Annotated in this window: 23 protein-coding genes and 2 pseudogenes; 8 read left to right on the forward strand and 17 right to left on the reverse strand. The window is 52.3% G+C overall.

Translation table 11 applies throughout. From position 1 onward, the window contains the following. Positions 1–8 precede the first annotated feature (8 nt). The 3 genes from nusB to pgpA are packed head-to-tail and all read left to right on the forward strand — an operon-like array spanning position 9 to position 1,974. Entirely contained in the window at positions 9–428 is a 420-nt protein-coding gene (gene nusB, locus ACQGXV_RS23300) for a transcription antitermination factor NusB (protein ID WP_222158284.1), read from the forward strand. 54 nt (positions 429–482) lie between these two features. Continuing rightward, complete coding sequence (gene thiL, locus ACQGXV_RS23305; protein WP_440863295.1) at positions 483–1,472, forward strand: thiamine-phosphate kinase; 990 nt, start codon at positions 483–485, stop codon at positions 1,470–1,472. Next, positions 1,453–1,974: a phosphatidylglycerophosphatase A gene (gene pgpA, locus ACQGXV_RS23310; RefSeq protein WP_440863296.1), complete on the forward strand. Its 522-nt coding sequence runs from the start codon at positions 1,453–1,455 to the stop codon at positions 1,972–1,974. The genes thiL and pgpA overlap by 20 nt, the downstream gene beginning before the upstream one ends. Positions 1,975–2,024: 50 nt before the next feature. Here pgpA and dxs read toward each other — a convergent pair whose 3' ends face one another. The 3 genes from dxs to xseB form a co-directional block, all read right to left on the reverse strand. Beyond that, entirely contained in the window at positions 2,025–3,887 is a 1,863-nt protein-coding gene (dxs, locus tag ACQGXV_RS23315) for a 1-deoxy-D-xylulose-5-phosphate synthase (RefSeq protein ID WP_440863297.1), read from the reverse strand. 112 nt (positions 3,888–3,999) lie between these two features. Continuing rightward, positions 4,000–4,911, reverse strand: a complete 912-nt coding sequence (gene ispA, locus ACQGXV_RS23320; RefSeq protein WP_440863298.1) for a (2E,6E)-farnesyl diphosphate synthase — start codon at positions 4,909–4,911, stop codon at positions 4,000–4,002. Next, positions 4,908–5,216, reverse strand: coding sequence for an exodeoxyribonuclease VII small subunit (gene xseB, locus ACQGXV_RS23325; RefSeq protein ID WP_440863299.1), 309 nt, complete (start codon positions 5,214–5,216; stop codon positions 4,908–4,910). Before xseB ends, ispA begins: the two co-directional genes overlap by 4 nt. A 245-nt stretch (positions 5,217–5,461) precedes the next feature. Here xseB and thiI point away from each other — a divergent pair, with 245 nt between their 5' ends. Next, entirely contained in the window at positions 5,462–6,910 is a 1,449-nt protein-coding gene (gene thiI, locus ACQGXV_RS23330; protein WP_440863300.1) for a tRNA uracil 4-sulfurtransferase ThiI, read from the forward strand. Between the two features lie 53 nt (positions 6,911–6,963). Here thiI and ACQGXV_RS23335 read toward each other — a convergent pair. The 4 genes and pseudogenes from ACQGXV_RS23335 to panE form a co-directional block, all read right to left on the reverse strand. Beyond that, positions 6,964–7,341, reverse strand: a pseudogene (locus ACQGXV_RS23335) (type II toxin-antitoxin system RelE family toxin). A 45-nt stretch (positions 7,342–7,386) separates the two neighbouring features. Continuing rightward, positions 7,387–7,626 (reverse strand): type II toxin-antitoxin system RelB/DinJ family antitoxin, encoded by a 240-nt coding sequence (locus tag ACQGXV_RS23340; protein ID WP_440863301.1) that lies wholly within the window; start codon positions 7,624–7,626, stop codon positions 7,387–7,389. Positions 7,627–7,740: 114 nt separating this feature from the next. Next, the gene (yajL, locus tag ACQGXV_RS23345) at positions 7,741–8,331 is read right to left on the reverse strand and encodes a protein deglycase YajL (protein WP_440863303.1); all 591 of its coding nucleotides are present in this window, start codon (positions 8,329–8,331) and stop codon (positions 7,741–7,743) included. Further along, complete coding sequence (gene panE, locus ACQGXV_RS23350) at positions 8,294–9,229, reverse strand: 2-dehydropantoate 2-reductase (RefSeq protein WP_440863305.1); 936 nt, start codon at positions 9,227–9,229, stop codon at positions 8,294–8,296. Before panE ends, yajL begins: the two co-directional genes overlap by 38 nt. Before the next feature lie 206 nt (positions 9,230–9,435). On the opposite strand from panE, the gene ACQGXV_RS23355 reads away from it, so the two are divergent. Continuing rightward, entirely contained in the window at positions 9,436–9,927 is a 492-nt protein-coding gene (locus ACQGXV_RS23355; protein WP_440863307.1) for a YajQ family cyclic di-GMP-binding protein, read from the forward strand. 34 nt (positions 9,928–9,961) lie between these two features. Here the strand turns inward: ACQGXV_RS23355 and ACQGXV_RS23360 are convergent, their stop codons facing one another. The 8 genes and pseudogenes from ACQGXV_RS23360 to cyoA all read right to left on the reverse strand — a co-directional run bounded on the left by ACQGXV_RS23360 (position 9,962) and on the right by cyoA (position 17,223). Then, positions 9,962–11,341 (reverse strand): MFS transporter, encoded by a 1,380-nt coding sequence (locus tag ACQGXV_RS23360; RefSeq protein WP_440863308.1) that lies wholly within the window; start codon positions 11,339–11,341, stop codon positions 9,962–9,964. 24 nt (positions 11,342–11,365) lie between these two features. Further along, a pseudogene (locus ACQGXV_RS23365) lies at positions 11,366–11,884 on the reverse strand (IS630 family transposase); the annotation flags it as partial. 13 nt (positions 11,885–11,897) lie between these two features. Further along, complete coding sequence (locus ACQGXV_RS23370) at positions 11,898–12,263, reverse strand: IS630 transposase-related protein (protein WP_440863310.1); 366 nt, start codon at positions 12,261–12,263, stop codon at positions 11,898–11,900. A 151-nt stretch (positions 12,264–12,414) separates the two neighbouring features. Beyond that, positions 12,415–13,305 carry a heme o synthase gene (gene cyoE / locus ACQGXV_RS23375; RefSeq protein ID WP_440867566.1) on the reverse strand — a complete coding sequence of 297 codons (891 nt, stop codon included), beginning with the start codon at positions 13,303–13,305 and terminating at the stop codon, positions 12,415–12,417. Positions 13,306–13,319: 14 nt separating this feature from the next. Further along, a complete protein-coding gene (locus ACQGXV_RS23380; RefSeq protein WP_440863312.1) occupies positions 13,320–13,649 on the reverse strand; it encodes a cytochrome o ubiquinol oxidase subunit IV in 330 nt (109 codons plus the stop codon). Continuing rightward, entirely contained in the window at positions 13,649–14,272 is a 624-nt protein-coding gene (locus tag ACQGXV_RS23385; protein WP_440863314.1) for a cytochrome o ubiquinol oxidase subunit III, read from the reverse strand. Before ACQGXV_RS23385 ends, ACQGXV_RS23380 begins: the two co-directional genes overlap by 1 nt. After that, positions 14,262–16,253, reverse strand: coding sequence for a cytochrome o ubiquinol oxidase subunit I (gene cyoB, locus ACQGXV_RS23390; RefSeq protein WP_440863315.1), 1,992 nt, complete (start codon positions 16,251–16,253; stop codon positions 14,262–14,264). The genes ACQGXV_RS23385 and cyoB overlap by 11 nt, the downstream gene beginning before the upstream one ends. A 4-nt stretch (positions 16,254–16,257) precedes the next feature. Next, positions 16,258–17,223: a cytochrome o ubiquinol oxidase subunit II gene (gene cyoA, locus ACQGXV_RS23395; RefSeq protein WP_440863317.1), complete on the reverse strand. Its 966-nt coding sequence runs from the start codon at positions 17,221–17,223 to the stop codon at positions 16,258–16,260. A gap of 404 nt (positions 17,224–17,627) precedes the next feature. Here cyoA and ACQGXV_RS23400 point away from each other — a divergent pair. Further along, a protein-coding gene (locus ACQGXV_RS23400) for an IS5 family transposase (RefSeq protein WP_440863319.1) occupies positions 17,628–18,472 on the forward strand; the annotation gives its coding sequence in 2 pieces (ribosomal slippage) (positions 17,628–17,973 and positions 17,973–18,472; 846 coding nt in all). Between the two features lie 65 nt (positions 18,473–18,537). Here the strand turns inward: ACQGXV_RS23400 and ampG are convergent. Together ampG and ACQGXV_RS23410 are read right to left on the reverse strand one after the other, a co-directional pair. After that, positions 18,538–20,022, reverse strand: a complete 1,485-nt coding sequence (gene ampG, locus ACQGXV_RS23405; RefSeq protein WP_440863321.1) for a muropeptide MFS transporter AmpG — start codon at positions 20,020–20,022, stop codon at positions 18,538–18,540. Between the two features lie 54 nt (positions 20,023–20,076). Next, positions 20,077–20,655 carry a lipoprotein gene (locus tag ACQGXV_RS23410; RefSeq protein ID WP_222159884.1) on the reverse strand — a complete coding sequence of 193 codons (579 nt, stop codon included), beginning with the start codon at positions 20,653–20,655 and terminating at the stop codon, positions 20,077–20,079. Positions 20,656–20,893: 238 nt separating this feature from the next. Here ACQGXV_RS23410 and bolA point away from each other — a divergent pair, with 238 nt between their 5' ends. Together bolA and tig are read left to right on the forward strand one after the other, a co-directional pair. Beyond that, the gene (gene bolA, locus ACQGXV_RS23415; RefSeq protein ID WP_440863323.1) at positions 20,894–21,205 is read left to right on the forward strand and encodes a transcriptional regulator BolA; all 312 of its coding nucleotides are present in this window, start codon (positions 20,894–20,896) and stop codon (positions 21,203–21,205) included. 286 nt (positions 21,206–21,491) lie between these two features. Next, the gene (gene tig, locus ACQGXV_RS23420) at positions 21,492–22,796 is read left to right on the forward strand and encodes a trigger factor (protein ID WP_440863325.1); all 1,305 of its coding nucleotides are present in this window, start codon (positions 21,492–21,494) and stop codon (positions 22,794–22,796) included. The last annotated feature ends 186 nt before the right edge of the window (positions 22,797–22,982 follow it).

Here is a 22,982-nt window from a genome sequence, read left to right on the forward strand (position 1 = left end):
GGTATTTCGTGAAACCTGCTGCTCGTCGCCGCGCTCGTGAATGTGCGGTTCAAGCGCTGTATTCCTGGCAATTGTCAAAGAATGACATTGCCGATATTGAACTGCAATTCCTGAGTGAGCAGGATGTCAAAGACGTCGACATCAGTTACTTTCGTGAGTTGCTGGCGGGCGTCGCCATGCAGGCAGAAAAACTGGATGCATTGATGGCACCCTACCTGTCACGTCAGCTCGAAGAGTTGGGGCAGGTGGAGCGAGCTGTGCTGCGTATTGCCCTGTTCGAACTGAGCAAGCGCGACGACGTTCCTTACAAGGTTGCCATTAACGAAGCCATTGAACTGGCGAAAGTGTTCGGTGCGGAAGATAGCCACAAGTTTGTCAACGGCGTATTGGATAAAGTCGCTCCAACGGTGCGCCAAACCAAGAAGTAACGCTCAGGGCCGGAATGTCGGCCCTGTTCGCGATTGTTTTTGACGGAAACGGTTATGGTTTACGGTGAGTTTGATCTGATTGCCCGCTATTTCAATCGCACGAACGCCTACAAGGCGGGAAATCCGCGTCGTGATGTGGAATTGGGGATTGGCGACGATTGTGCGTTGCTCTCAGTGGCAGAAAAGCAGCTTTTAGCCGTCAGTACGGACACACTGGTGTCTGGGGTGCATTTCCTACCGACTATCGATCCTGCTGATTTGGGTTACAAATCTCTGGCCGTTAACTTAAGCGATCTGGCTGCCATGGGCGCCGATCCTGCCTGGCTCTCTCTGGCCATTACTTTGCCCGACATCAACAGCGCATGGCTGGCAGCCTACAGCGATAGCTTGTTCACGCTGCTGGATTACTATGGCATGCAGCTGATTGGCGGCGATACCACCCGCGGTCCGCTCAGCCTTACGTTGACCATCCACGGGTTGGTGCCTGCCGGTCGTGTGCTCACCCGTGCTGGCGCGCGCATTGGCGATTGGATCTATGTGACCGGAACGCTGGGTGACAGCGCCGCCGGGCTGGCGATTTTGCAACAACGTTTGCAGGTGAGTGACAGCGCGGCGCGCCAGTCCTTGGTGCAACGCCATTTGCGTCCGCAGCCGCGTATTTTGCAAGGTCAAGCGTTGCGCACGCTTGCCAGTGCGGCTATCGATCTGTCGGATGGGTTGATCTCGGATTTACGCCATATTTTGGCTGCCAGTGATTGCGGCGCTCGCGTGCAGCTTGATGCGGTTCCATACTCATCAGCAATGATACAACACGTTGAACCCGATCAGGCATTGCGTTGGGCGCTGTCTGGCGGGGAAGATTATGAACTGTGCTTTACCGTGCCGGAAATTAATCGCGGAGCGATCGACATGGCGCTGGGCCAACTTGGTGTGGGGTATACCTGCATTGGCCAGATAGCGCCGTCGTCCGAGGGGCTACGCTTTTTCCGTGGTGATAACGCAGTGGAACTGAACTGGAAAGGCTATGACCACTTCAGCCAATGACCGAGAAGCCAAGCGCGCCTCTAAGCAGCGCTTGTGCCTGAGCAATCCCTGGCACCTGCTGGCAACCGGGTTTGGCAGTGGCCTTTCACCCTGGATGCCCGGCACGGCGGGATCGCTGGCGGCGATCCCCGTGTGGTATCTGCTCTCCTTCCTGCCCTGGCAACTGTATTCGCTGATTATCATGTTCAGCATTTGCATCGGCGTTTACCTGTGTCATCAAACGGCCAAAGACATGGGCGTGCACGATCACGGCAGCATCGTTTGGGATGAATTTGTCGGGATGTGGATCACGCTGATGGCGATCCCAGATGAACAGTGGCAGTGGGTGCTGGCTGGGTTTGTGGTGTTTCGTGTTCTGGATATTTTCAAACCCTGGCCGATACGCTGGTTCGATCGCAATGTCCATGGCGGCATGGGGATCATGATTGACGATATTGTGGCTGGGGTTATCTCCGCTGGCATTATCTACTGGATCGGGCACCACTGGCCGCTATTTTCTTAACCTGCATGCGCAGTGGTTGACCGGGGCGGCTGCCCCGGTCGATACAACGATTATTGCAGCCATTCATCAATGCGACGCTCGATCCCAGCCGCATCCAATCCCAGGTCGTGACGCACTTCTTCCTGTGTCCCTTGGGGAATAAAGCTGTCTGGCAGCCCCAGATTTAATACCGGAACGCCCAGACGTTGCGCCATCACCACTTCATTCACGCCGCTGCCCGCACCGCCCATCAATGCGTTCTCTTCCAGCGTTACCAGCAGATCGTGGCTTTTTGCCAGTTCAGCGATCAGTGCTTCATCCAGCGGTTTGACGAAACGCATGTCGACCACTGTGGCGTTGCGCTTTTCGGCAGCCCGTTGCGCTTCCGGCAGCAGTGTACCGAAGTTGAGGATGGCGACTTTCTCGCCCGCTCGTCGTACCACCCCTTTACCGATAGGCAATTCCTGCAACGGCTCAAGCGTAGCGCCGGTACCGGTACCGCGTGGGTAGCGCACGGCACAAGGGCCGTTTTGATAACTGTAGCCGGTAAACAACATCTGGCGACATTCGTTCTCATCGCTCGGGGCCATGATAACCAGATCGGGAATGCAACGCAGGAAGGACAAATCAAACGCCCCCTGATGCGTTTGACCATCCGCACCCACAATACCACCGCGATCGATAGCGAACAGTACCGGCAGGTTCTGAATGGCGACGTCGTGAATCACCTGATCGTAGGCCCGCTGCAAAAAGGTGGAATAAATTGCCACCACCGGTTTGTACCCGCCCAGCGCTAAACCGGCAGCAAAGGTGACGGCGTGCTGCTCGGCAATGGCAACATCGAAATATTGCTGTGGGTAGTCACGAGAGAAGCGCACCATGCCAGAACCTTCGCGCATCGCTGGCGTTACCGCCATAAGCTTGCTGTCTTTGGCGGCGATTTCACACAGCCAATCACCGAAAATGGCCGAGTAGCTGGGAAGGCTCGCCTTGCTTTTGGGCAAGGTGCCGCTGGACGGATCAAATTTAGGCACGGCATGCCAACTGATCGGATCTTGCTCTGCCGGCGCATAACCACGGCCTTTTTTGGTCATGATATGCAGCAGTTGCGGACCTTTCAGGCTACGCATGTTTTTCAGGGTTTGCGCCAGCCCGACCACATCATGACCGTCAACCGGGCCGATATAGTTAAAGCCAAGCTCTTCAAACAGCGTGCCGGGTACTACCATGCCTTTCAGGTGCTCCTCCGTGCGTTTGACCAGCTCTTTGATAGGCGGGATGCCAGACAGCACCTTCTTACCGCCTTCGCGCAGGGTGGAGTAGAGTTTGCCGGACAACAGTTGCGCCAGGTGATTGTTAAGCGCGCCGACGTTCTCGGAAATAGACATCTCATTGTCGTTCAGCACCACCAGCAGATCGGAACGAATATCGCCTGCGTGGTTCATGGCTTCAAACGCCATACCTGCTGTCAGCGCGCCGTCCCCGATAACGCACACGGTGCGGCGTCCTTTGCCTTCACCTTCGGCGGCGACTGCCATGCCGAGCCCGGCGCTGATCGACGTTGAGGAGTGACCGACGCTTAACACATCGTATTCACTCTCACCGCGCCAGGGGAACGGGTGCAGGCCGCCTTTTTGGCGGATGGTGGCAATGCGATCGCGGCGACCGGTGATAATCTTGTGAGGATAGGCCTGGTGGCCGACATCCCACACCAGATGGTCAAATGGCGTGTTGTAGACATAGTGCAGCGCTACGGTGAGTTCAACGGTGCCGAGCCCCGACGCAAAGTGGCCGCTGGAGCGACTCACGCTGTCCAGCAGATATTGACGAAGTTCATCGCACAGTTTAAGCAGGCTGTCACGCGGCAGCATGCGCAGTTCGTCAGGTGTTTCCACTAAAGCCAGTGTCGGGTACTTTGCAATATCAAAACTCATTTGCGACTCATTCTGAGGTGTAATCCCCATTTTCTCTCAAGCGGCGAATGAAGTGTCCATCCGGGCGTTGCCACCGTGCGACACGCTTGAAATCCACTGGGTGATTTTGAAATTATTTATCTCGCTCGACGATATAATTCGCCAATGCCCGTAGTACCGTGGTATCGAGCGGCGTTGCGCTGGCCGCTTGCAGTTCATCCAATGCTGCCAGTGATTCCTGATAGAGATCCGACGCCTTTGCCTTCGCACTGTCAAGCCCGAGCAAGCCGGGATAGGTACTTTTGCCCAGTTGCTGATCGGCTCCTTGTCGCTTGCCGGTGGTGGCGCTGTCGCCAATCACATCAAGAATGTCATCCTGTACCTGAAAGGCCAGACCGATGGCATTGGCATAGCGATCGAGGTGGGGCAGTGCCGCCCGACCCACAGCGCCCGCGCTGAGCGCGCCAAGCCTGACGGCCGTGCGAATCAATGCGCCGGTTTTGTGGCGATGAATTTGTTCCAGCGCGATGAGATCGACTTGCTTACCCTCTGCGGCCAAATCCAGCGCTTGCCCACCACACATGCCTGCCACGCCGCTGGCTTGTGCCAGTTCTTCGACCATTGAGAGACGATCGCGGTCGCTTACTTCCGGCATGGCGCCATCAGCCAGAATGGAGAAGGCTAACGTTTGCAGCGCATCCCCGGCCAGAACCGCAGTGGCTTCGCCAAATTTAATGTGGCAGGTCGGTTGACCACGGCGCAGGTCATCATCGTCCATGGCCGGTAAATCGTCATGAATCAGCGAATAGGCGTGGATAGATTCTACTGCGGCAGCCGGTGCATCCAGGCTGCTCAGCGGAATGCCGAAAAGCTGCCCGGTGGTATAAACCAAAAAAGGCCGAAGGCGTTTGCCCCCTAGCAGCGCGCCGTAGGCCATGGCATCAACCAGCGGACTGCCCTGAAACGGCAAGTCGGTGATAAAACGGTTCAATGCCTGATTAACGCGATCGGCATGGACGCTTAATTGCTCAGCGAATTCCGTCATAGCGGCTTACTGTTCGGGGTTGTCGTGCCCTGAGTGAAAGGGGACAGTGTGGCATCAGGCTCGTCGCTGAGCAGGATCTGCACGCGTTGCTCTGCGTGTTGCAACTGCAACTGTCCCTGGCGCGCCAACTGAATGCCATTTTCGAAGGCGCTCAGCGCGGCTTCCAATGGCAAATCGCCCGATTCAAGGCGGGTCACAATCTGTTCCAGCTGTTGCAGCGCATCCTCAAAACTCAGCGCTGAGTCAGCGGTATTCAGCGTTTCGCTGTTTGCCTCTGCGTGAGGCGACGTTTTTTTTGCAGGCATGACTCTATTTTACATCCTGATCGCTAAGTGATGCTGTTCTTTTAGTGTCGTTAATCGTTACTGTTCGCTACTGTTCCATCGCACAGATAAGCACATCCTTCCTGCGCGTAGCGTGCGAGAAGATGATATACTCCGCGCCCTGGATGCTATTGGTAAAATCACCCCATGGAACGAGTTTACCGATAACGTGAATGTAGCACTCGGGTTAACACTTACGCCCATTTGATCAAGTAACGACAGCCATCATGAAGTTTATCATTAAATTGTTCCCGGAAATCACCATCAAGAGTCAATCTGTGCGGTTGCGCTTTATTAAGATACTTACCGGTAACATTCGTAACGTGCTTAAGCAGTATGACGACCAACTGGCCGTCGTCCGTCATTGGGATCATATCGAAGTCCGCGCCAAAGAGGAAAGCCAACTCGAAGAGATTCGCGATGCGTTAGCCCGTATTCCCGGCATTCATCATATTCTGGATGTTGAAGACCACGCTTACACCGATGTGCACGACATTTTTGAACAAACGCTGGCCCTGTATCGTCCGCAACTGGAAGGGAAAAGCTTCTGTGTGCGCGTCAAACGGCGCGGTAAGCACGACTTCTCTTCACAGGATGTCGAGCGTTATGTGGGCGGTGGACTTAATCAGCACATCGATAGTGCGCGCGTGAATCTCACCACGCCGCAGGTTACGGTTCATCTGGAGATAGAACAGGATCGTTTGCTGCTGATCAAAGGGCGTTATGAAGGTATCGGTGGTTTCCCGATCGGTACGCAAGAAGATGTGCTGTCACTGATTTCCGGTGGGTTCGATTCTGGCGTGTCCAGCTATATGCTCATCCGCCGCGGCTGTCGCGTGCACTACTGCTTTTTCAATCTGGGCGGTGCTGCACATGAAATTGGTGTTAAACAGGTCGCCCACTATTTGTGGAAACGCTTTGGCAGTTCGCATCGCGTGCGCTTTGTTGCTATCGATTTTGAACCCGTGGTGGGCGAGATCCTGGAAAAAGTGGAAGACGGCCAGATGGGCGTGGTGCTTAAACGCATGATGGTGCGTGCCGCTTCGCGTATTGCGGAGCGTTATGGCGTTCAGGCGTTGGTAACCGGGGAAGCGTTAGGGCAGGTTTCCAGCCAAACGTTGACCAACCTGCGTCTCATCGATAATGCCTCGGATACACTGATCCTGCGCCCGCTGATTTCACACGACAAAGAACACATCATCAAGCTGGCGCGCCATTTAGGCACGGAAGATTTTGCCAAAATCATGCCTGAGTATTGCGGGGTAATTTCCAAAAGCCCAACAGTAAAAGCGGTCAAATCCAAAATCGAAGAGGAAGAAGGTAAGTTCGACTTTGAGATTCTGGACCGGGTGGTCTTTGAAGCGCGCAATATTGATATCCGTGATATCGCCACCCAGACTTCACAAGAGGTCACGGAAGTCGAAACCGTGGCATCGCTGTCTGCCGACGATATTTTGCTGGATATTCGCTCTGTGGATGAGCAAGACGATCGTCCGCTTGCGCTGGCAGGTGTCGAAATTAAATCGCTGCCGTTCTACAAACTCAGCACCCAGTTCGGCGATCTCGATCAGGGCAAGACCTACCTGCTGTATTGTGAACGCGGTGTGATGAGCCGTTTGCAGGCGCTGTATCTGCGTGAGCAGGGGTTCACTAACGTGAAGGTATATCGGCCTTAACCTTGCTCTCATCATCCTCCGCGCGAGCGGAGGATGATGACGCATAAGCTTTATTACAACGGTTTTGCTGCATCGAGATAGGCGGCAGAACGCTCCCGCTTTCCGATCGCGACCACATACACAGTGACAACATCGTCTTTGACCTGATAAATCATTCTGTAGCCTGAACGGCGTAGTTTTATTTTATAACAGTTGGGCAGTGCTCTTATAGCCAAGCGACATTATTTTGATAACAGCCAGCTATGCTTCTTTGCCGCATATCAGGGCATAGGATGTAATCATTTTTAAGTCGGTTGGCTATAATCTGTTTGATGCTACGTGTGGATTTTGAAGAATCTCAGCCAGTTTCTTTTGAATTGCTCTCTGACGGTTGAACCTAATTTGCGCCATTCTCTGAGTGCATTAGCATCAAAGTTCAAAGAGTAAGTCATTAAAATTCCTTTTTAAATGACGTTATCTATCAATCTATTTCCTGCTTATAAGTCTTCAAGCGTCACGCTTACTGGCTGAGGGTTTTTCAGCCGTTGACGAGCAACTTCAATCAATGCAGCATCTTCATCGCTTAACAGCACTTGACGAAAGGGTAGTCGCTTATTGGTAGCAACGTATTCCAGCGTTTGACGCAGTAGCTCAGATTGGGTCATCCCCAGTTTTTTCAAGACACTAAAGGAACGAGATTTGAGCTCGTCATCGATGCGAATGTTTAAGTGACCCATGCTGTCCCCGTTTAGTATGATAGCTTGTAATGACAGGTGTGATTACCTTTGTCATTGCGTTATGGCAAACTCTCTTCAGGTCATCAACTCTGATAACCTGATGGGACATTAGCATCACTCCCGATAATCATAAATGCCCGGTGGCAGCACCAACTGCGCCGCTACCTCTGCCGCTTTGGCACGCCCGGACAGTAAATCAATCAGCTTCAAGGCGAAATCCATGCTGGTGCCGGGGCCCTGGCTGGTCAGCAGATTAACGCGTGGATCGAATACCACGCGCTTATCCATCCATTTTTCTGGCGCGATTTTCTCTTTTAGCGTGGGGTATCCCGTCATATTGCCGACGGGAAACAGCTGGTGGTGTTCCAGCACCAGTGCAGGCACGGCACAGATAGCGGCCACGATTTTCCCTTCCTGATGTTTTTGGCGAATACACTCCACCAGTAACGGACTGTCGCGAAAACACGCTGCCCCTTTGACTCCGCCTGGTAACACGATGGCGTCAAACGGGTTATCTGCAACAGAAACCAGCGGTGCATCCGCCACCAATCTAGCGCCACGCGAACAGGTTACTGTTGTTGCGCCGTCGCTGGCGACGCTGGCTACCGTAACAGCAATACTGGCGCGTACCAGCAGGTCGAACGTGGTGATAGCCTCGGTTTCTTCGCTACCAGGAGCCAGACAGAGGAGTACCGATGCGGTCATATTCGCTTTCCTTTAGCTTAATCATTTCAAATAAACGGCTGTTTTCCGGCAGCGTTAGCCCGTGGGCACGGGCCCGTTGCAGCAGATAGCCGGTAATATAATCAATCTCGGTATGACGCTGGGCTCGGATATCTTGCAGCATGGAGGAGGTATTTTCGGCGGTATTCTGGATCAGTTGCTCTACGTACACTTTCACCTGTTCCAGTGAATCGGGGTGGCGTTCGCGCTCCATGACACGCACGATCTCCTGACACAGCAGGTCTATTTGCTCGGAGTAAGCGCTTAACGCCCCATTTTTGCAGTTATAGAGCACGGTTAAGGGATTGATCACGCAGTTCGTTGCCAGCTTACGCCAGCACGTCACGGCAATATTATTGTACCAGGCGACATCCGGCAGTGCCTGATGCAGCAATGCGGCCAGCGCAGAGTGCGTATCGCTGTGAAGAACAGCGCCACGGCTGTTGCCGCTGGTAATGGCACCAATGTGCGTGGTTCCTCCGGCAACGTGCACCACCAGCGTTGCATCGCGGCGGGCCGCGTGAGTCGTGACCCCTTGTAACAACGGTTGGGTCAATACCGGCAACTCTTCGCGGGTGCCCATGCCATTGTGCAACAACAGAATGGTACAGTTGGGGGCGATAGTCGGTAACAAGGCGCTGACGGCATCGGAAACCTGCCAGGCTTTGAGGGTTACCAATAACAATTCGCTATGCATCAGGTGCTCGTGATCGTTTGTCGGCAGCATCAGATTGCACAGTTTTCCGTCCAGCATTTGTACATTGACTGCACAGTACGGTGCGGGGAACCGCATCCATCCCTGAACGTCGTGGCCTTGCTGATGTAATGCGGCAAGCCAAAGCTGACCCAGTGCGCCGCAACCCAGCACGGTAATTTTCATCTGAGGTTTCCTTTATCGATGCGCGTAGCACGCAGTGTGATGGCGGAGGTTATCTTTTGATTCATTCAGCCCAACAATGACGTATTATGGCGCGTGAGTAAGGGACTGCAAGCGCCAAGGCGGGCGGATGTTGTTTCTCTGCGGGGAATAGGTATCATGCATGCCACATACCCCTATTCCTACGCATAAATCAGGGAGAATTGATTATGCCATCTTTCGATATTGTATCGGAAATCGATATGCAGGAAATCCGCAACGCGGTCGAGAATGCGTCACGTGAACTGACTAATCGCTGGGATTTTCGCAACATACCGGCGAGCTTTGAGCTGAATGAGAAAAACGAACAGATCAAAGTGGCCAGCGAGTCAGATTTTCAGGTGCAGCAACTGGTTGATATTCTGCGCGAAAAACTGGTGAAACGCGGTATCGAAGCCGGCGCGTTGGAGGTTCCGGAAGAGATGGAACACAGCGGAAAGACCTACAGTGTTAATGCCAAATTGAAGCAGGGCATTGAACCTGAACAGGCGAAAAAAATCGTCAAGCTGATCAAATACAGCAAGCTGAAAGTGCAAACCCAGATTCAGGGTGAGCAACTGCGCGTAACCGGCAAAGCGCGTGACGATTTGCAAAGCGTCATGGCATTGATTCGTGGAGCGAGTCTGGGACAACCCTTCCAGTTCACCAACTTCCGCGATTAACCGTAAAGGGCCAGCAATGCTGGCCTGATATGGCTTACGCTTGCCCGATCAGCTCTTCGAGCTGTTGACGGTTAGTCTTCTGACGATCGATTTTGACATAGGCGCTGCGTTCTTCTGGCACCACGATGGCTTCAGCCACGCCGGGGTGTATGCGTATTTTCTGTGCTAGCGCGGCGTCGCACAGTGCGTCATCGGGCAGTGCAATGCGCAAACTGCTTAGATAGGGCGGTTCCTTCATGCTGATGCCAACCATCAGCCACAGCGCGCACAGTAGCGCTCCTGCTGCAAACACCCAAGCCGCACCGTGGAATTGAAACAGTGCACCGCCCATGCTGCCGCCGATAGCAACGCCGATAAATTGGGTAGTGGAATAGACTCCCATGGCAGTGCCTTTATAACTCGCAGGCGCTTCTTTGCTGATCAGTGAGGGCAGTAGCGCTTCCATAATATTAAACGCCAGAAAAAACAGCTGAACGCCTGCCACAATCGGCCAGAATTGGCTGCCTGCCATCCATAAAACCACCTCTGCGGCGAACAGCACAATGATACAGCCGACAAACACCCGCTTCATCTGCCGCTTCACTTCAGCGTAAATGATAAAGGGCAGCACGCAGACAAAGGAAATCAACATGGTGTACAGATACACCGTCCAGTGTGATTCTGCCGGCAGGCCCGCCTGTTCCAGCACGCGCGGCAGGGCGACAAAACTCGACATCAGCAGGATATGCAGGCACATAATGCCGATATTGAGTTTTACCAGTCGGCTGTTACCCAGTACCTGGCGAATGCTGCCGCGCACGATAGCGGATTCCCGATTGAGGGCATGGCTAGCGGCGTTGGGGATCAGCGTCAGGGTTATCACAATACCGAGCGATGCGAGCAGGGCCATACACCAGAACAGGGACTGTAATCCCCAGGCGTGCGCAACGATCGGTCCGAGCACCATGGCGATGGCAAAGGTCACGCCGAAACTGATGCCGATAAAAGCCATTGCTTTGGTACGATTTTGTTCGCGCGTGAGATCGGACAGCAACGCCATAACGGCGGCTGATATTGCGCCCCCGCCCTGCAACGCACGACCAAGAATAATACCCCAGATCGTCGTGCTGAGGGCGGCAATCACGCTACCGAGCACAAACATCAGCAGACCGATAACGATGAGCGGTTTACGCCCAACACGGTCGGAAAGTAAACCAAAAGGCACTTGAAACAGCGCTTGCATCAGGCCATAGATACCAATTGCGAGGCCAATTAGCGATTCGCTGGCCCCTTGTAATGCCATGCCGTAAGTTGTGAGCACTGGCAACACCATAAACATACCGAGCATCCGCAGGGAAAAAACTGCACCTAGGCCCCAGGTTGCGCGCCGTTCGCGCGGTGTCATGATATTGTCTGTGAGGGATGTATCGTTCATGAAAACCTCAAATTCGCGTTGGCGCTATTCTAGTGCCTTACTCATCGGGCCGTAAATGGCTGTATTGTTATAGCCAAGCGACTTAATTTTGATTACACCATATGGACTGAGAACAAACTCTCTGTATCGCAACCCATCTCTCTTTTTTTGCTTTTTGCTTTTTGCTTGTGCCCATTTATGCTCAATTGGGTTAAGATCTGGCGAATATGTAGGCAAATACTCCACCATATACCCTGCATCGATGATGACTTGTTGAATATTATGTTTTTTGTGAAAAGTGGCATTGTCCATCATGATTACACTGTTTTTAGGGAGTACTGGGATAAGGACTTGTGTGACCCAGGCATAGAAAACATCGCTGTTAATATTGATATCAAATAATCCGATAGCAAACAGCGTTGTGCCTAATAAAGCGCCGATAACATTTGTTCTTCCCCTAGCTCCCCAGTTCTTCAGGCCAAAACACCGTTGACCTTTTGGGGAATAGCCGTGAGTCCGTGGGGCATCGTGTGAAAAACCACTTTCATCAATAAAAACAATAGGTTTACCTTCTTTTTCATACTATTGTTTTTTTTGTTGAAATCCCTGCCGGGCGTTTTCGTCGGCTTTCGGATGACGTAGAGTTTTTTTTATAGGTCAATCCCAGCTTTTTAAGCGCTTGCCAAATGGCCTTCTGACAAACGCCAAAACGCTCTGCACGTTCTTTTTGGTAAGCATCTGGATATTGTTCAACATCTTTTATCAACTCGGATTTATCGATCTTTCGCTGACGCGTGGTCGATGCTTTTGACTCTATTTGATTAATCCAACGCGATACAGAGGCAGGGCCAATCCGAAATTGCTTCGCTGTTTCTCGGATACTCAACCCTTCGTTTTTCCGTGTAGATATCACTTTACGTCTAAAATCAATTGAATAGCTCATTTAAATAATGTAATCAAAATTAAGTCGTTTAGCTATACTTGATTTGGCGCACGGTCATAAAATGACAGAGTAAATGCAGCAAACGCGGGGGGAGGGCGAAAAAAAACAGACGATAAGCATCGTCTGTTTTTAGGGAAAGAAAGGTCAGGCGTTAGCGCAGTGCGGTGATCAACACATCTTGCATTGGCGCCATTGAGTCGACAGACATCATCACGCTCAGTGATGTGATGGCAACGATCGAGAACACAAACAGTTTGCGCGCCCACACTTTGTCATCATTGGGTTTTTTGTAGCCCGACAGTGCCATGCCTAACCACCAGATGCTCACGGAGGCAGCCACCACCAGATATTTATAGCCGGCATAGCCACCCAGCGACAGCATCAGCGTAGCCACCATAAACGCGACGATATACAGCGTAATATGGTTTTTAGCCACAGAAATGCCTTTTACCACCGGCAATACCGGAATGTTGGCAGCCTGATAATCCTTGAAACGGAAAATGGCGATAGCGTAGGAGTGCGGCATTTGCCACAGGCTGAAGATCAACAGTAGGATCAACGCCCCTGCATCAAACTGATTGCTCACGGCACAATACCCGATAACTGGCGGTGCGGCGCCGGACAGGCTGCCGATCAACGTGCCGTATACCGAGTGGCGTTTCATATACAGGCTGTAGACGCCAACGTATACCGCAAAGCCCATGACTGAAAGCCACATGGCTAACGGGTTTGCCGCCACGTAGAGCAACGCAAAACCGGCAATACCTAACGCAGCCGCATAACTCAGTGAAACCTTGACCGAAATCAGCCCCTTCACCATCACTCTGTTTTTGGTTCTCTCCATCTTTTTGTCAATGTCACGGTCGATTACGTTGTTAAAGACGCAACCGGACGCAACCACCAACGACACCCCAAACAAGGTAGCGATAAAGAGGGGGTAATCAATGCTGCCTTTGGACGCCAGCAGAAATCCCCCGATAACAGAAATCAGGTTGCCAAAAATGATCCCTGGTTTTGTGACTTGTAGGTATTGCTTAATCATCATGTCTGGCTCGATTACGGAAGCATCATATTGTGGTGCGCGCTCAGCATAATCCAGATGGATCCTACTACCACGATGGCGATAATCAGAATGGCGAACACCAACGCTACCAAGTTCCAGCGCTGTTCAGAAAAACTGTTCAGGTGCAGGAAGTAGACCAGGTGAACCAGTATCTGTACCACGGCGCAGCCAACCACACCGGCCATGATCACGCTGGGGGAGGCGGCACCCGCCATCACCAAACCAAACGGGATCACGGTCAGAATGACCGACATTACAAAGCCGATGACATAAGACTGTACGCTACCGTGGCTGGCGCCGTGATCGGTCGTTGAATGACTCATTACATCGCCCCCATCAGATAAACTACGGTAAAGACGCAAATCCACACCACGTCAAGGAAGTGCCAGAACAGGCTCAGACACATCAAACGGGTTTTCACGGTAGGGGTGATACCCCAACGTGAGACCTGAATCATCATCACCACCAGCCAGATAAGGCCTGAAGTTACGTGAACGCCGTGGGTGCCGACCAGAGCGAAAAAGGCTGACAGGAACGCACTGCGATCCTGGCCGTACCCTTCTGCAATCAGGTGATGGAATTCATAGATTTCCATCCCGATAAACACCAGACCAAACAGGAAGGTGATAGCCAGCCAGGTGTTAATGCGTGCCACGTTGCATTTGTACATGGCGATCATCGCCATGCCGAAGGTGATACTACTCAACAGCAGCGCGAAGGTTTCGACCAGCACAAACTTGAGATCAAACAGATCTTTTCCGGACGGACCGCACGCCGTGCCGGTTACCAGCACGGCATAGGTGGCGAACAGCGAGCCGAAAATGATCAAATCGCTCATGAGGTAAACCCAGAACCCCAGCACCTTGGTGCCGCTGGCGTCGTGGTGCCCATGCTCGGCATGGGCGTCATGAGCCGCGTGATGATGCGTCAGAGTTTCAGTTGTCATGTTTCACACCTGCTTTGCTGATATTGTCGAAGTGCTGGTTTTCGATCTCTTCGATTTGTTTGACCGGAACGTAGTAATCCACATCGCGGTTAAAACTGTGCACAATCCAGGTCACGATCATGCCGACGAAACCGGCAATCGCCATCCACCAGATATGCCAGATCATCGCGAAGCCAAATACGAGGCTGAACGCTGAGATGATCACGCCGGCACCGGTGTTTTTCGGCATATGAATTTCTTCATAGCTGGCCGGTTTCTTGTAGGCATCATCACGCTCTTTCTGTTCCCAGAAGGCATCGCGTTCCTGCACATCAGGCACGATGGCGAAGTTGTAGAACGGCGGTGGCGAAGAGGTTGCCCACTCCAGCGTGCGGCCACCCCACGGGTCACCGGTCAAATCGCGGTTTTGGTCGCGATCGCGGATACTGACATAGAACTGCATCAGTTGGCACAGTACGCCAAGGCCAATCAGTGCGGCACCGACAGAGGCGACGACCAGCAGTGAGTGGAATTGCGGATCGATCTGTTGGCTAAGACGACGGGTCATACCCATAAAGCCCAGCACATACAACGGCATAAAGGCGGTGAAGAACCCAATAATCCAGAACCAGAACGCGCGTTTGCCCCAGGTTTCGTTGAGCGTGAAGCCAAACGCTTTCGGGAACCAGTAGGTAATACCGGCAAAAATACCAAACACCACGCCGCCGATGATGACGTTATGGAAGTGGGCAATCAGGAACAGGCTGTTGTGCAGTACAAAGTTAGCCCCCGGCACTGCCAGCAGCACCCCTGTCATCCCACCAATGGTAAAGGTGATGATAAACCCTGTGGTCCACAACATGGCGGAGTTCGGCTGGATTCTGCCCTGATACATGGTGAACAGCCAGTTGAAGATTTTCACCCCGGTCGGGATGGAAATGATCATGGTGGCGATACCAAAGAAGGCGTTAACGTTCGCGCCAGACCCCATGGTGAAGAAGTGGTGCAGCCAGACGATAAACGACAGCACGGTAATGGCGATGGTCGCCCACACCAGCGAGGTGTAACCGAACAGACGCTTTTTACAGAAGGTGGCAACCACTTCGGAGTAAACGCCGAAAATGGGCAGAACCAGAATGTACACCTCAGGATGGCCCCAGGCCCAGATGAGGTTGATGTACATCATCATGTTGCCGCCCATATCATTGGTAAAGAAATGGGTGCCCAGATAGCGATCCAGCGTCAGCAACGCGATGGTCACGGTCAAAATCGGGAAGGCGGCGATGATCAGCACGTTGGTGCACAGTGCCGTCCAGGTAAAGACCGGCATTTTCATCAGCGTCATGCACGGTGCGCGCATACGGATAATGGTCGCGAAGAAGTTGACACCGGTCAGCGTGGTACCCAGACCGGAGATCTGTAGACTCCATATCCAGTAATCGACCCCTACGCCGGGACTGTACTCCTTGCCGGAAAGCGGCGGATAGGCCACCCAACCGGTTTGCGCAAATTCACCGATACCCAGCGACAGGTTGATCAGGACAACCCCCACCACGAACAGCCAGAAACTGAGCGAGTTAAGGAAAGGGAAGGCCACGTCGCGAGCGCCGATTTGCAGCGGCACAGCCAGGTTCATCAAACCGACCACAAACGGCGTTGCCACGAAGAAAATCATGATCACGCCGTGCGCAGTAAATATCTGATCGTAGTGGTGGGCATTTAGGAAGCCTGCCTCACCGGCTGACGCCAGCACCTGTTGACCGCGCATCATGATGGCATCGGCAAAGCCGCGAATCATCATGATAAACGCAACGATCATATACATGATGCCGATACGCTTGTGGTCTACCGAGGTGAACCACTCCGCCCACAGCCACTTCCATTTACCAAAATAGGTGATGGCCGCCAAAAGGGCGAGGCCGCCGACGATGATGCCGGCCACCGTAACCATAATGATGGGCTCATGATACGGAACCGCATCAAGCGTTAGTTTTCCGAACATCGTCTTATCCCTCGGCGCCTTGGTGCGAGGCGTGCTCGCTCATGTTCATATTGTCACCGTGTTGCATGCCGCCTTGCTGCGTTTCACTTTCAGCGTGATGATGCGCAGGCGCACCGCCGCTTTGCGTGAATTTGCGAATCAGGTTTTCAAACAGCTCAGGTTGCACGCTGGAGAAGTACTCTACCGGGTGGAATTCGCTGGGTTTGGCCAGAGTATTGAATTCCTCCGTGCTGTTCAGCGTTTTGCTGGAGGCACGCACGGTGGCAACCCACAGGTCGAATTCCTGCTGGCTAGGCGTGGCAATGGCAGTAAATTTCATGCCAGAGAAGCCTTTACCACTGTAACCACCAGAAATACCGTCATATTTACCCGGCTCGTTGGCGATAAGATGCAGTTTGGTTTGCATACCCGCCATCGCGTAAATCTGCCCACCCAGACGCGGAATGAAGAAGGAGTTCATTACAGTGTCGGAGGTGATTTTGAAATTCACCGGCACATTGGTCGGGAACGCTAACTCGTTAACCGTGGCGATACCCAATTCCGGGTAAACAAACAGCCACTTCCAGTCGAGTGAAATCACTTCGACGGTAATCGGCTTGGCCTCAGAGACCAACGGCTTATACGGATCCAGTGAATGGGTGGTTTTCCAGGTAATGGTACCCAGAATAAGAATGATGATGATGGGAACTGTCCATACCACCGCTTCAATCTTGTTGGAGTGTGACCAGTTCGGGGTATATTTTGCTTTGGTGTTGGAAGCGCGAAACTTCCAGGCAAAAGCGATGGTCATCACGATTACCGGAATAACCACAATCAACATCAACCCGAGTGCCGTCAGAATCAACGACCGTTGCTCCAACCCGACCTGTCCTTTGGGGTTCATCAATGCCATATCACAACCGCTCAGTAGTGCTGCGGCAGCGAATAAAGACAACATCCCAAAAATTTTATTGTATTTCCTGAGTCTCATCTAGCGACCTCAATAACAAGGGCTCTATTGTCATTTCATGCGAGCGGGCATTTTACGGTAAGGTTACTGCACTGTAAACATGATTAAGGTTATGTCAGCGCTTTGTTGCTGATTTTTGCCCTGAATGTCACAATTACCTTGTTGTTAGGAAAAATTTATTAAAAACAGTGAATTAAAATTTATCCCGTAGAGAAGTATGGATGGATAAAAAAAAATTACAACCCGCCTGTACGGGAATTTTCTCTCTAACCGACAGGGCTGCATCTCACACATTTTCCCAACAATTAAATAGCCAGAAAAAAGTGAGCCAACGTAAAAAAATAACGTTGGCTGCTAGCAGACTAGGCTGTGTCCCTTAATTGCTTGAGCTATAGTATCCATCTGTTTCTAAGACACTTTGGATTATGGCTCGCTACGATCTTTCTGATGAAGCATGGGCAATCATTGAGCCCTTGTTACCAACCGTTTTGACATCTCCGCAGGCAGGCCGGCCATGGGCAGAACATCGCAAAATCGTCAACGGCATGTTCTGGATACTGTGTTCAGGTGCCCCATGGCGTGATTTACCTGAACGTTACGGCCCATGGAAAACCGTTTATAACCGTTTCAATAGATGGTCAAAGTCTGGAGTTATTAACATTATTTTTAATAAGTTACTTTCATTTCTTGATGCTCATGGACTTGTTGACTGGTCAGCCACTGCGCTGGATGGCAGCAATATCTGTGCGCTCAAATGTGCGGCTGGCGCTCAAAAAAACATCCCGATATTACCAACGATAACAGCCTGGGTCGCTCACGAGGTGGTTATGGCACCAAAATCCACATGGCGACTGAAGGAAGTGGCATCCCGCTAAATATCGTACTGAGTGCTGGGCAGGCTCACGAAAGCCTGTTCGCGTTACGACTCCTGGACGGCATTGGCGTGCAACGGCAGAACGGTAGCATGAAGCGCCGTGGTCATGCGGTACTGGCTGACAAAGCCTACTCTGGCAATGCACTCCGTAACAAGTTGAAAAGAAGAGGGATAAAAACGGTTATTCCCCGAAAATCAAATGAAAAACTGGCTTCAGATGCACGCTCACAACTTTATCGTGATGCTTATCGCCGTCGCAACGTTGTAGAAAGATGTTTTGGCCGTTTAAAGGAATATAGACGGATTGCCACACGTTATGAAAAAACGGAAAGAAACTATCTAGCAATGGTGAAACTGGGCTGCATCCGCTTGTTTTACGCCCGGTTACGTAATTAAGGGACACAGCCTAGTGAAAAAAAATAATACAATGCGGTGATAACCACGCAGGTTTATCGCTATTTTCAGGCTTCAGAAGACGGTGAATTACGCAGCGATAAATAGTCGAGCACACTCCCGAGTAGTGCCCCCGAAATGACCAAAATACCCCCTAGCATCAGAAGATTATCATTGATGATTTCGACCGCATTGGCACCCAGCGCGTGGGCGATGGTCAAGGTCAACCAGATGAATAACAGCGCACACCCGGCCGCCACCATACGCAGCGCGAAGCGGTAGTGGCGGGCATAGGTCATGCGTACCATGAAGGTGCCAGTGCGTTGGGTATACTCCAGGGTTTGTCGGCATACCAGTAGCAGGACTAATCCCGGCACTGAGATCGCAATGGTAAATAAATAGAACCAGGCCCAACCATGGGTTTCTACAAACCAGCCTGCAATCGGGCCAACGTAGACGCGCCCCACGGCAGAGAGTGCGGAAAGCAGCGCAAACTGGGTAGCGGAAAACGACGTGTTGCATAAGGTCATCAGTAATGCAACAAACGCTGCCGTGCCCATCCCGCCGCACAGGTTTTCCAGAAAGATAACCCCCGCCATGCTAATCAGATTTTTGCTCGTGACCGCCAGCAGCCAGTAACCTGCGTTAGAGACGGCCTGCAAGATTCCGAATAGCAGCAGCGCACGGAACAAGGTCATGCGTTGCATTAACAACCCGCCGTAGAAAGCACCAATAATGGTAGCGAGTAACCCTAATGTTTTGTTGACCAGTCCGACGTCGCCGGCATTGAAGCCCACCCCGCGAATCAGGAACGGGGTGCTCAGGCTCATCGCAAAGGCGTCGCCTAGCTTATACAGCACAATCAGTAATAAAATCAGCCAGGCATTATTGCGCGAAAAAAAGTCACGCAGCGGGGCAAACATTGCCTGTTCAAGGGTGCGCGGTGCCGGGGCATCCAATACCGGTTCAGGTGCCCGCAACGTGGCGATAATGCCCGGTAACAGCAGCAGTGCCATCAGCACATAGGTGGCGTGCCAGCCGAGATAACGATCGGCCAGCCACAGCGCCAATCCACCGGAAACCAGCATGGCCAGACGGTAACCCAGTACGGAAATGGCCGCGCCCGAGCCGCGCTGATCGGCGGGTAACAGGTCGGTTTTGTAGGCGTCGAACACGATATCCTGCGAGGCGGAACAAAATGCCACCAATACCGCAATCGCGGCTAACCACCACAGATGCTTACCGGGTTCCAGTAGTGCCATCGAGGCAATCAAGCCAATAAGCAACACCTGACTGACCAGCAGCCAGCCACGGCGACGGCCGAGGAAAGGCGGGGTATAGCGGTCCATCATCGGTGCCCACATAAACTTGAAAACATAGGCTTGTCCCACCACGGAGAAGAAACCGATGGTTTTCAAATCGACGTTAGCAACCGTCATCCATGTCTGCAACGTACCGGAGGTAAGCGCCAGCGGTAGCCCGGACGCAAAACCCAGTAGCAGCAGCGACAGCGAATACGGCTGACGAACAAGGGTAAAAAAGCGATGTAGCATGGCAGATCCTTTCCTCTATCCCACCGAGCAGGATAGAGGAAAACAGCGTGGGAATTATCGGGCGTTAGCCTTAATAAAGCTGCTTACAGTGGTGTCTTGTGCCATATCATTGATGACATCGCCCAATACCGTATTGACAGCGTTGGTGATTTTTTCGTTGGTCGCGGTCAATGCGCCTTGAACGTTATAGGTTGAGCGGTAATTCTTGACCTGCTTGTTGCCGTTGGCCGCCTGAGAGATGATCGAAATATCCGCGCGCGCGGTAATATTATGACGCAGGTTACCTTCTGATACGTCAGCATACAGCTGGTTTACCACGATTTGCAGCGCAACCGGACCACCGGTACCGATCATGTAACCGCGGGCAGACATCTGTTTTTCCAACGCTTCTTGCAACAGGAAACGCAGGTCGCGTGAAGGGGTCAGCACGATCAGTTGCCCGTCGCGGTTGATTTTGGCCAATGCCTGATCGGCACGTTGATCGGCCCCGTTGATGCTGACGGTAACGCCCATCAGGGTTGGGTCTTGCGCTGGCACGTTAATTTTTGGAGAGACATCAAGCGTGTTGCTTTGATTGGCGCATCCGGCGAGCATCAGCACGGCCAATACGGGAAAAAACAGTTTTTTTAACATTGTGCATTTTCTCAGTAATGATTAGGGTGGTTCGCTGGTAAAAAATTCCCGTTATCATACCATTGCCGACAGCGGGTGAAAGGACGAATTCAGGGGAAATACTCTGGAAGTGGCCTTTTTTTCGGCGCGATGCGGTGAGATATCGCGATCGCCGGGTTGTCCGATGCCGCGGTCACTCTATTTTCTGCCAGTGGAATATACTGTCTGGCGAGATCAACAAGCAACAAGGGACTTCTTCATGCATGCCACCATTCAGGCGAAATTGCGCGCTGCCTTCACCCCCACGCATCTGGATGTGATCAATGAAAGTCATCAACATCGCGTGCCCGCGGGTTCGCAAAGCCATTTTAAGGTGGTGTTGGTGAGTGACGCCTTTAGCGGACAGCGCACCATTGGCCGTCATCGTGCGGTTTATGCCACGTTGGCGGCGGAATTAGAAAATGGCCTGCACGCACTGGCGCTGCATACTTACACGCCGCAAGAGTGGGCCGATGCGCAGGGCCAGGCCCCCAAATCGCCTGCCTGTGGCGGCGCAGGTATTGACGCCTGATTACTGCCGAAGACGCATAAAAAGAGACGTATAAGAGGTGACCGACATCAAAGCGCGCTTATCTTGTCATAATAGTCTGCGCGCTGTTCTCGACTCACTCCCTCTATGCCGCTATAATGCCGCGTCTTATTTTCCGGAAATGTCATCGGGACGCTTCTGACGACAAGGAACGGGGTTCAGATACCAGCTGTTGCTGTCCCGGTTCTGTGGGGTTATGTCCAAACCGACACCCATGCGTATATGGTTTAGGAGCTGACCGAGCACTGTGATTTTTTGAGGTAACAAGATGCAAGTTTCAGTTGAAACCACCCAAGGCCTTGGTCGCCGCGTAACAATTACCGTCACTGCTGATAGCATTGAAGAAGCGGTAAAAAAAGAGCTGGTTAACGTTGCTAAAAAAGCGCGCGTTGACGGTTTTCGTAAAGGCAAAGTGCCGATGAACGTTATCGCTCAGCGTTATGGCGCATCCGTGCGTCAAGACGTGTTGGGCGATCTGATGCAGCGTCATTTCGTAGACGCCATCATCAAAGAAAAAATCAATCCCGTTGGTGCACCGAACTATGTGCCGGGCGAATACAAGCTGGATGCTGATTTTACCTACGCGGTAGAGTTTGAAGTCTATCCGGACGTTGAGCTGAAAGACCTGGACACCATCGAAGTAGAAAAACCGCTGGTTGACGTAGTTGATGCTGACGTTGATGCCATGCTTGAAACGCTGCGCAAGCAACAAGCCACTTGGAAAGATACCGATGCAGCTGCGGGTGCAGAAGATCGTGTAACCGTTGACTTTACCGGCACTATCGACGGCGAAGTGTTTGACGGCGGTAAAGCGTCTGATTTCGTTCTGGCGATGGGCCAGGACCGCATGTTACCAGGCTTTGAAGACGGTCTGGTGGGTCACAAAGCCGGTGAAGAGTTCACTATCGACGTGACCTTCCCAGAAGACTACCACGCTGAAAACCTGAAAGGTAAAGCGGCTCAGTTTGCTATCGTCCTGAAGAAAGTGGAAGAGCGTGAACTGCCGGAACTGACCGCTGATTTCATCGCACGTTTCGGCGTAGCGGATGGGTCTGTTGACGGTCTGCGCGCTGAAGTGCGTAAAAACATGGAGCGTGAGCTGAAAGGCGCGGTGCGTAACCGTATCAAGTCTCAGGTGATCGACGGTCTGGTGAAAGCCAATGACATCGACGTTCCTGCTGCGCTGATCGACGGCGAAATTGACGTTCTGCGTCAGCAAGCGACACAACGCTTTGGCGGTAACGCCAAGCAAGCGGCTGAACTGCCGCGTGAGCTGTTTGAAGAGCAAGCCAAACGCCGCGTTCTCGTAGGTCTGCTGCTGGACGAAGTGATCAGCACCAACGAACTGAAAGCGGATGAAGCTCGCGTTAACGCGCTGATCGAAGAGATGGCTTCTGCCTACGAAGATCCGCAAGAAGTGGTTGCTTACTACAGCAAAAACAAAGAGCTGATGAACAACATGCGCAACGTTGCTCTGGAAGAGCAAGCGGTTGAAGTGGTGTTGTCTAAGGCGAAAGTGGTCGAGAAAACCGTCAGCTTTAACGATCTGATGAACCAGCCTGCTACAGCGTAATTCGCTGTCTGGCTTCGGTCGGTTATCTTTGCCAAAAAAAGCCCGCGCCTCTGGCGTGGGCTTTTTGCTATCACTGATTTAGGTTTGAAAAACCCTATCGCCACGGATGTGCCAGATTGCACTATGATAAAACAGTGTGGGTGTGGCATTGAAACGTTTCGCAAGTGATAAAATCCGCATTGTCTC

The organism is Symbiopectobacterium purcellii, assembly GCF_052050035.1.
In the GTDB taxonomy this organism is placed as follows: Bacteria; Pseudomonadota; Gammaproteobacteria; order Enterobacterales; family Enterobacteriaceae; genus Symbiopectobacterium; species Symbiopectobacterium purcellii_A.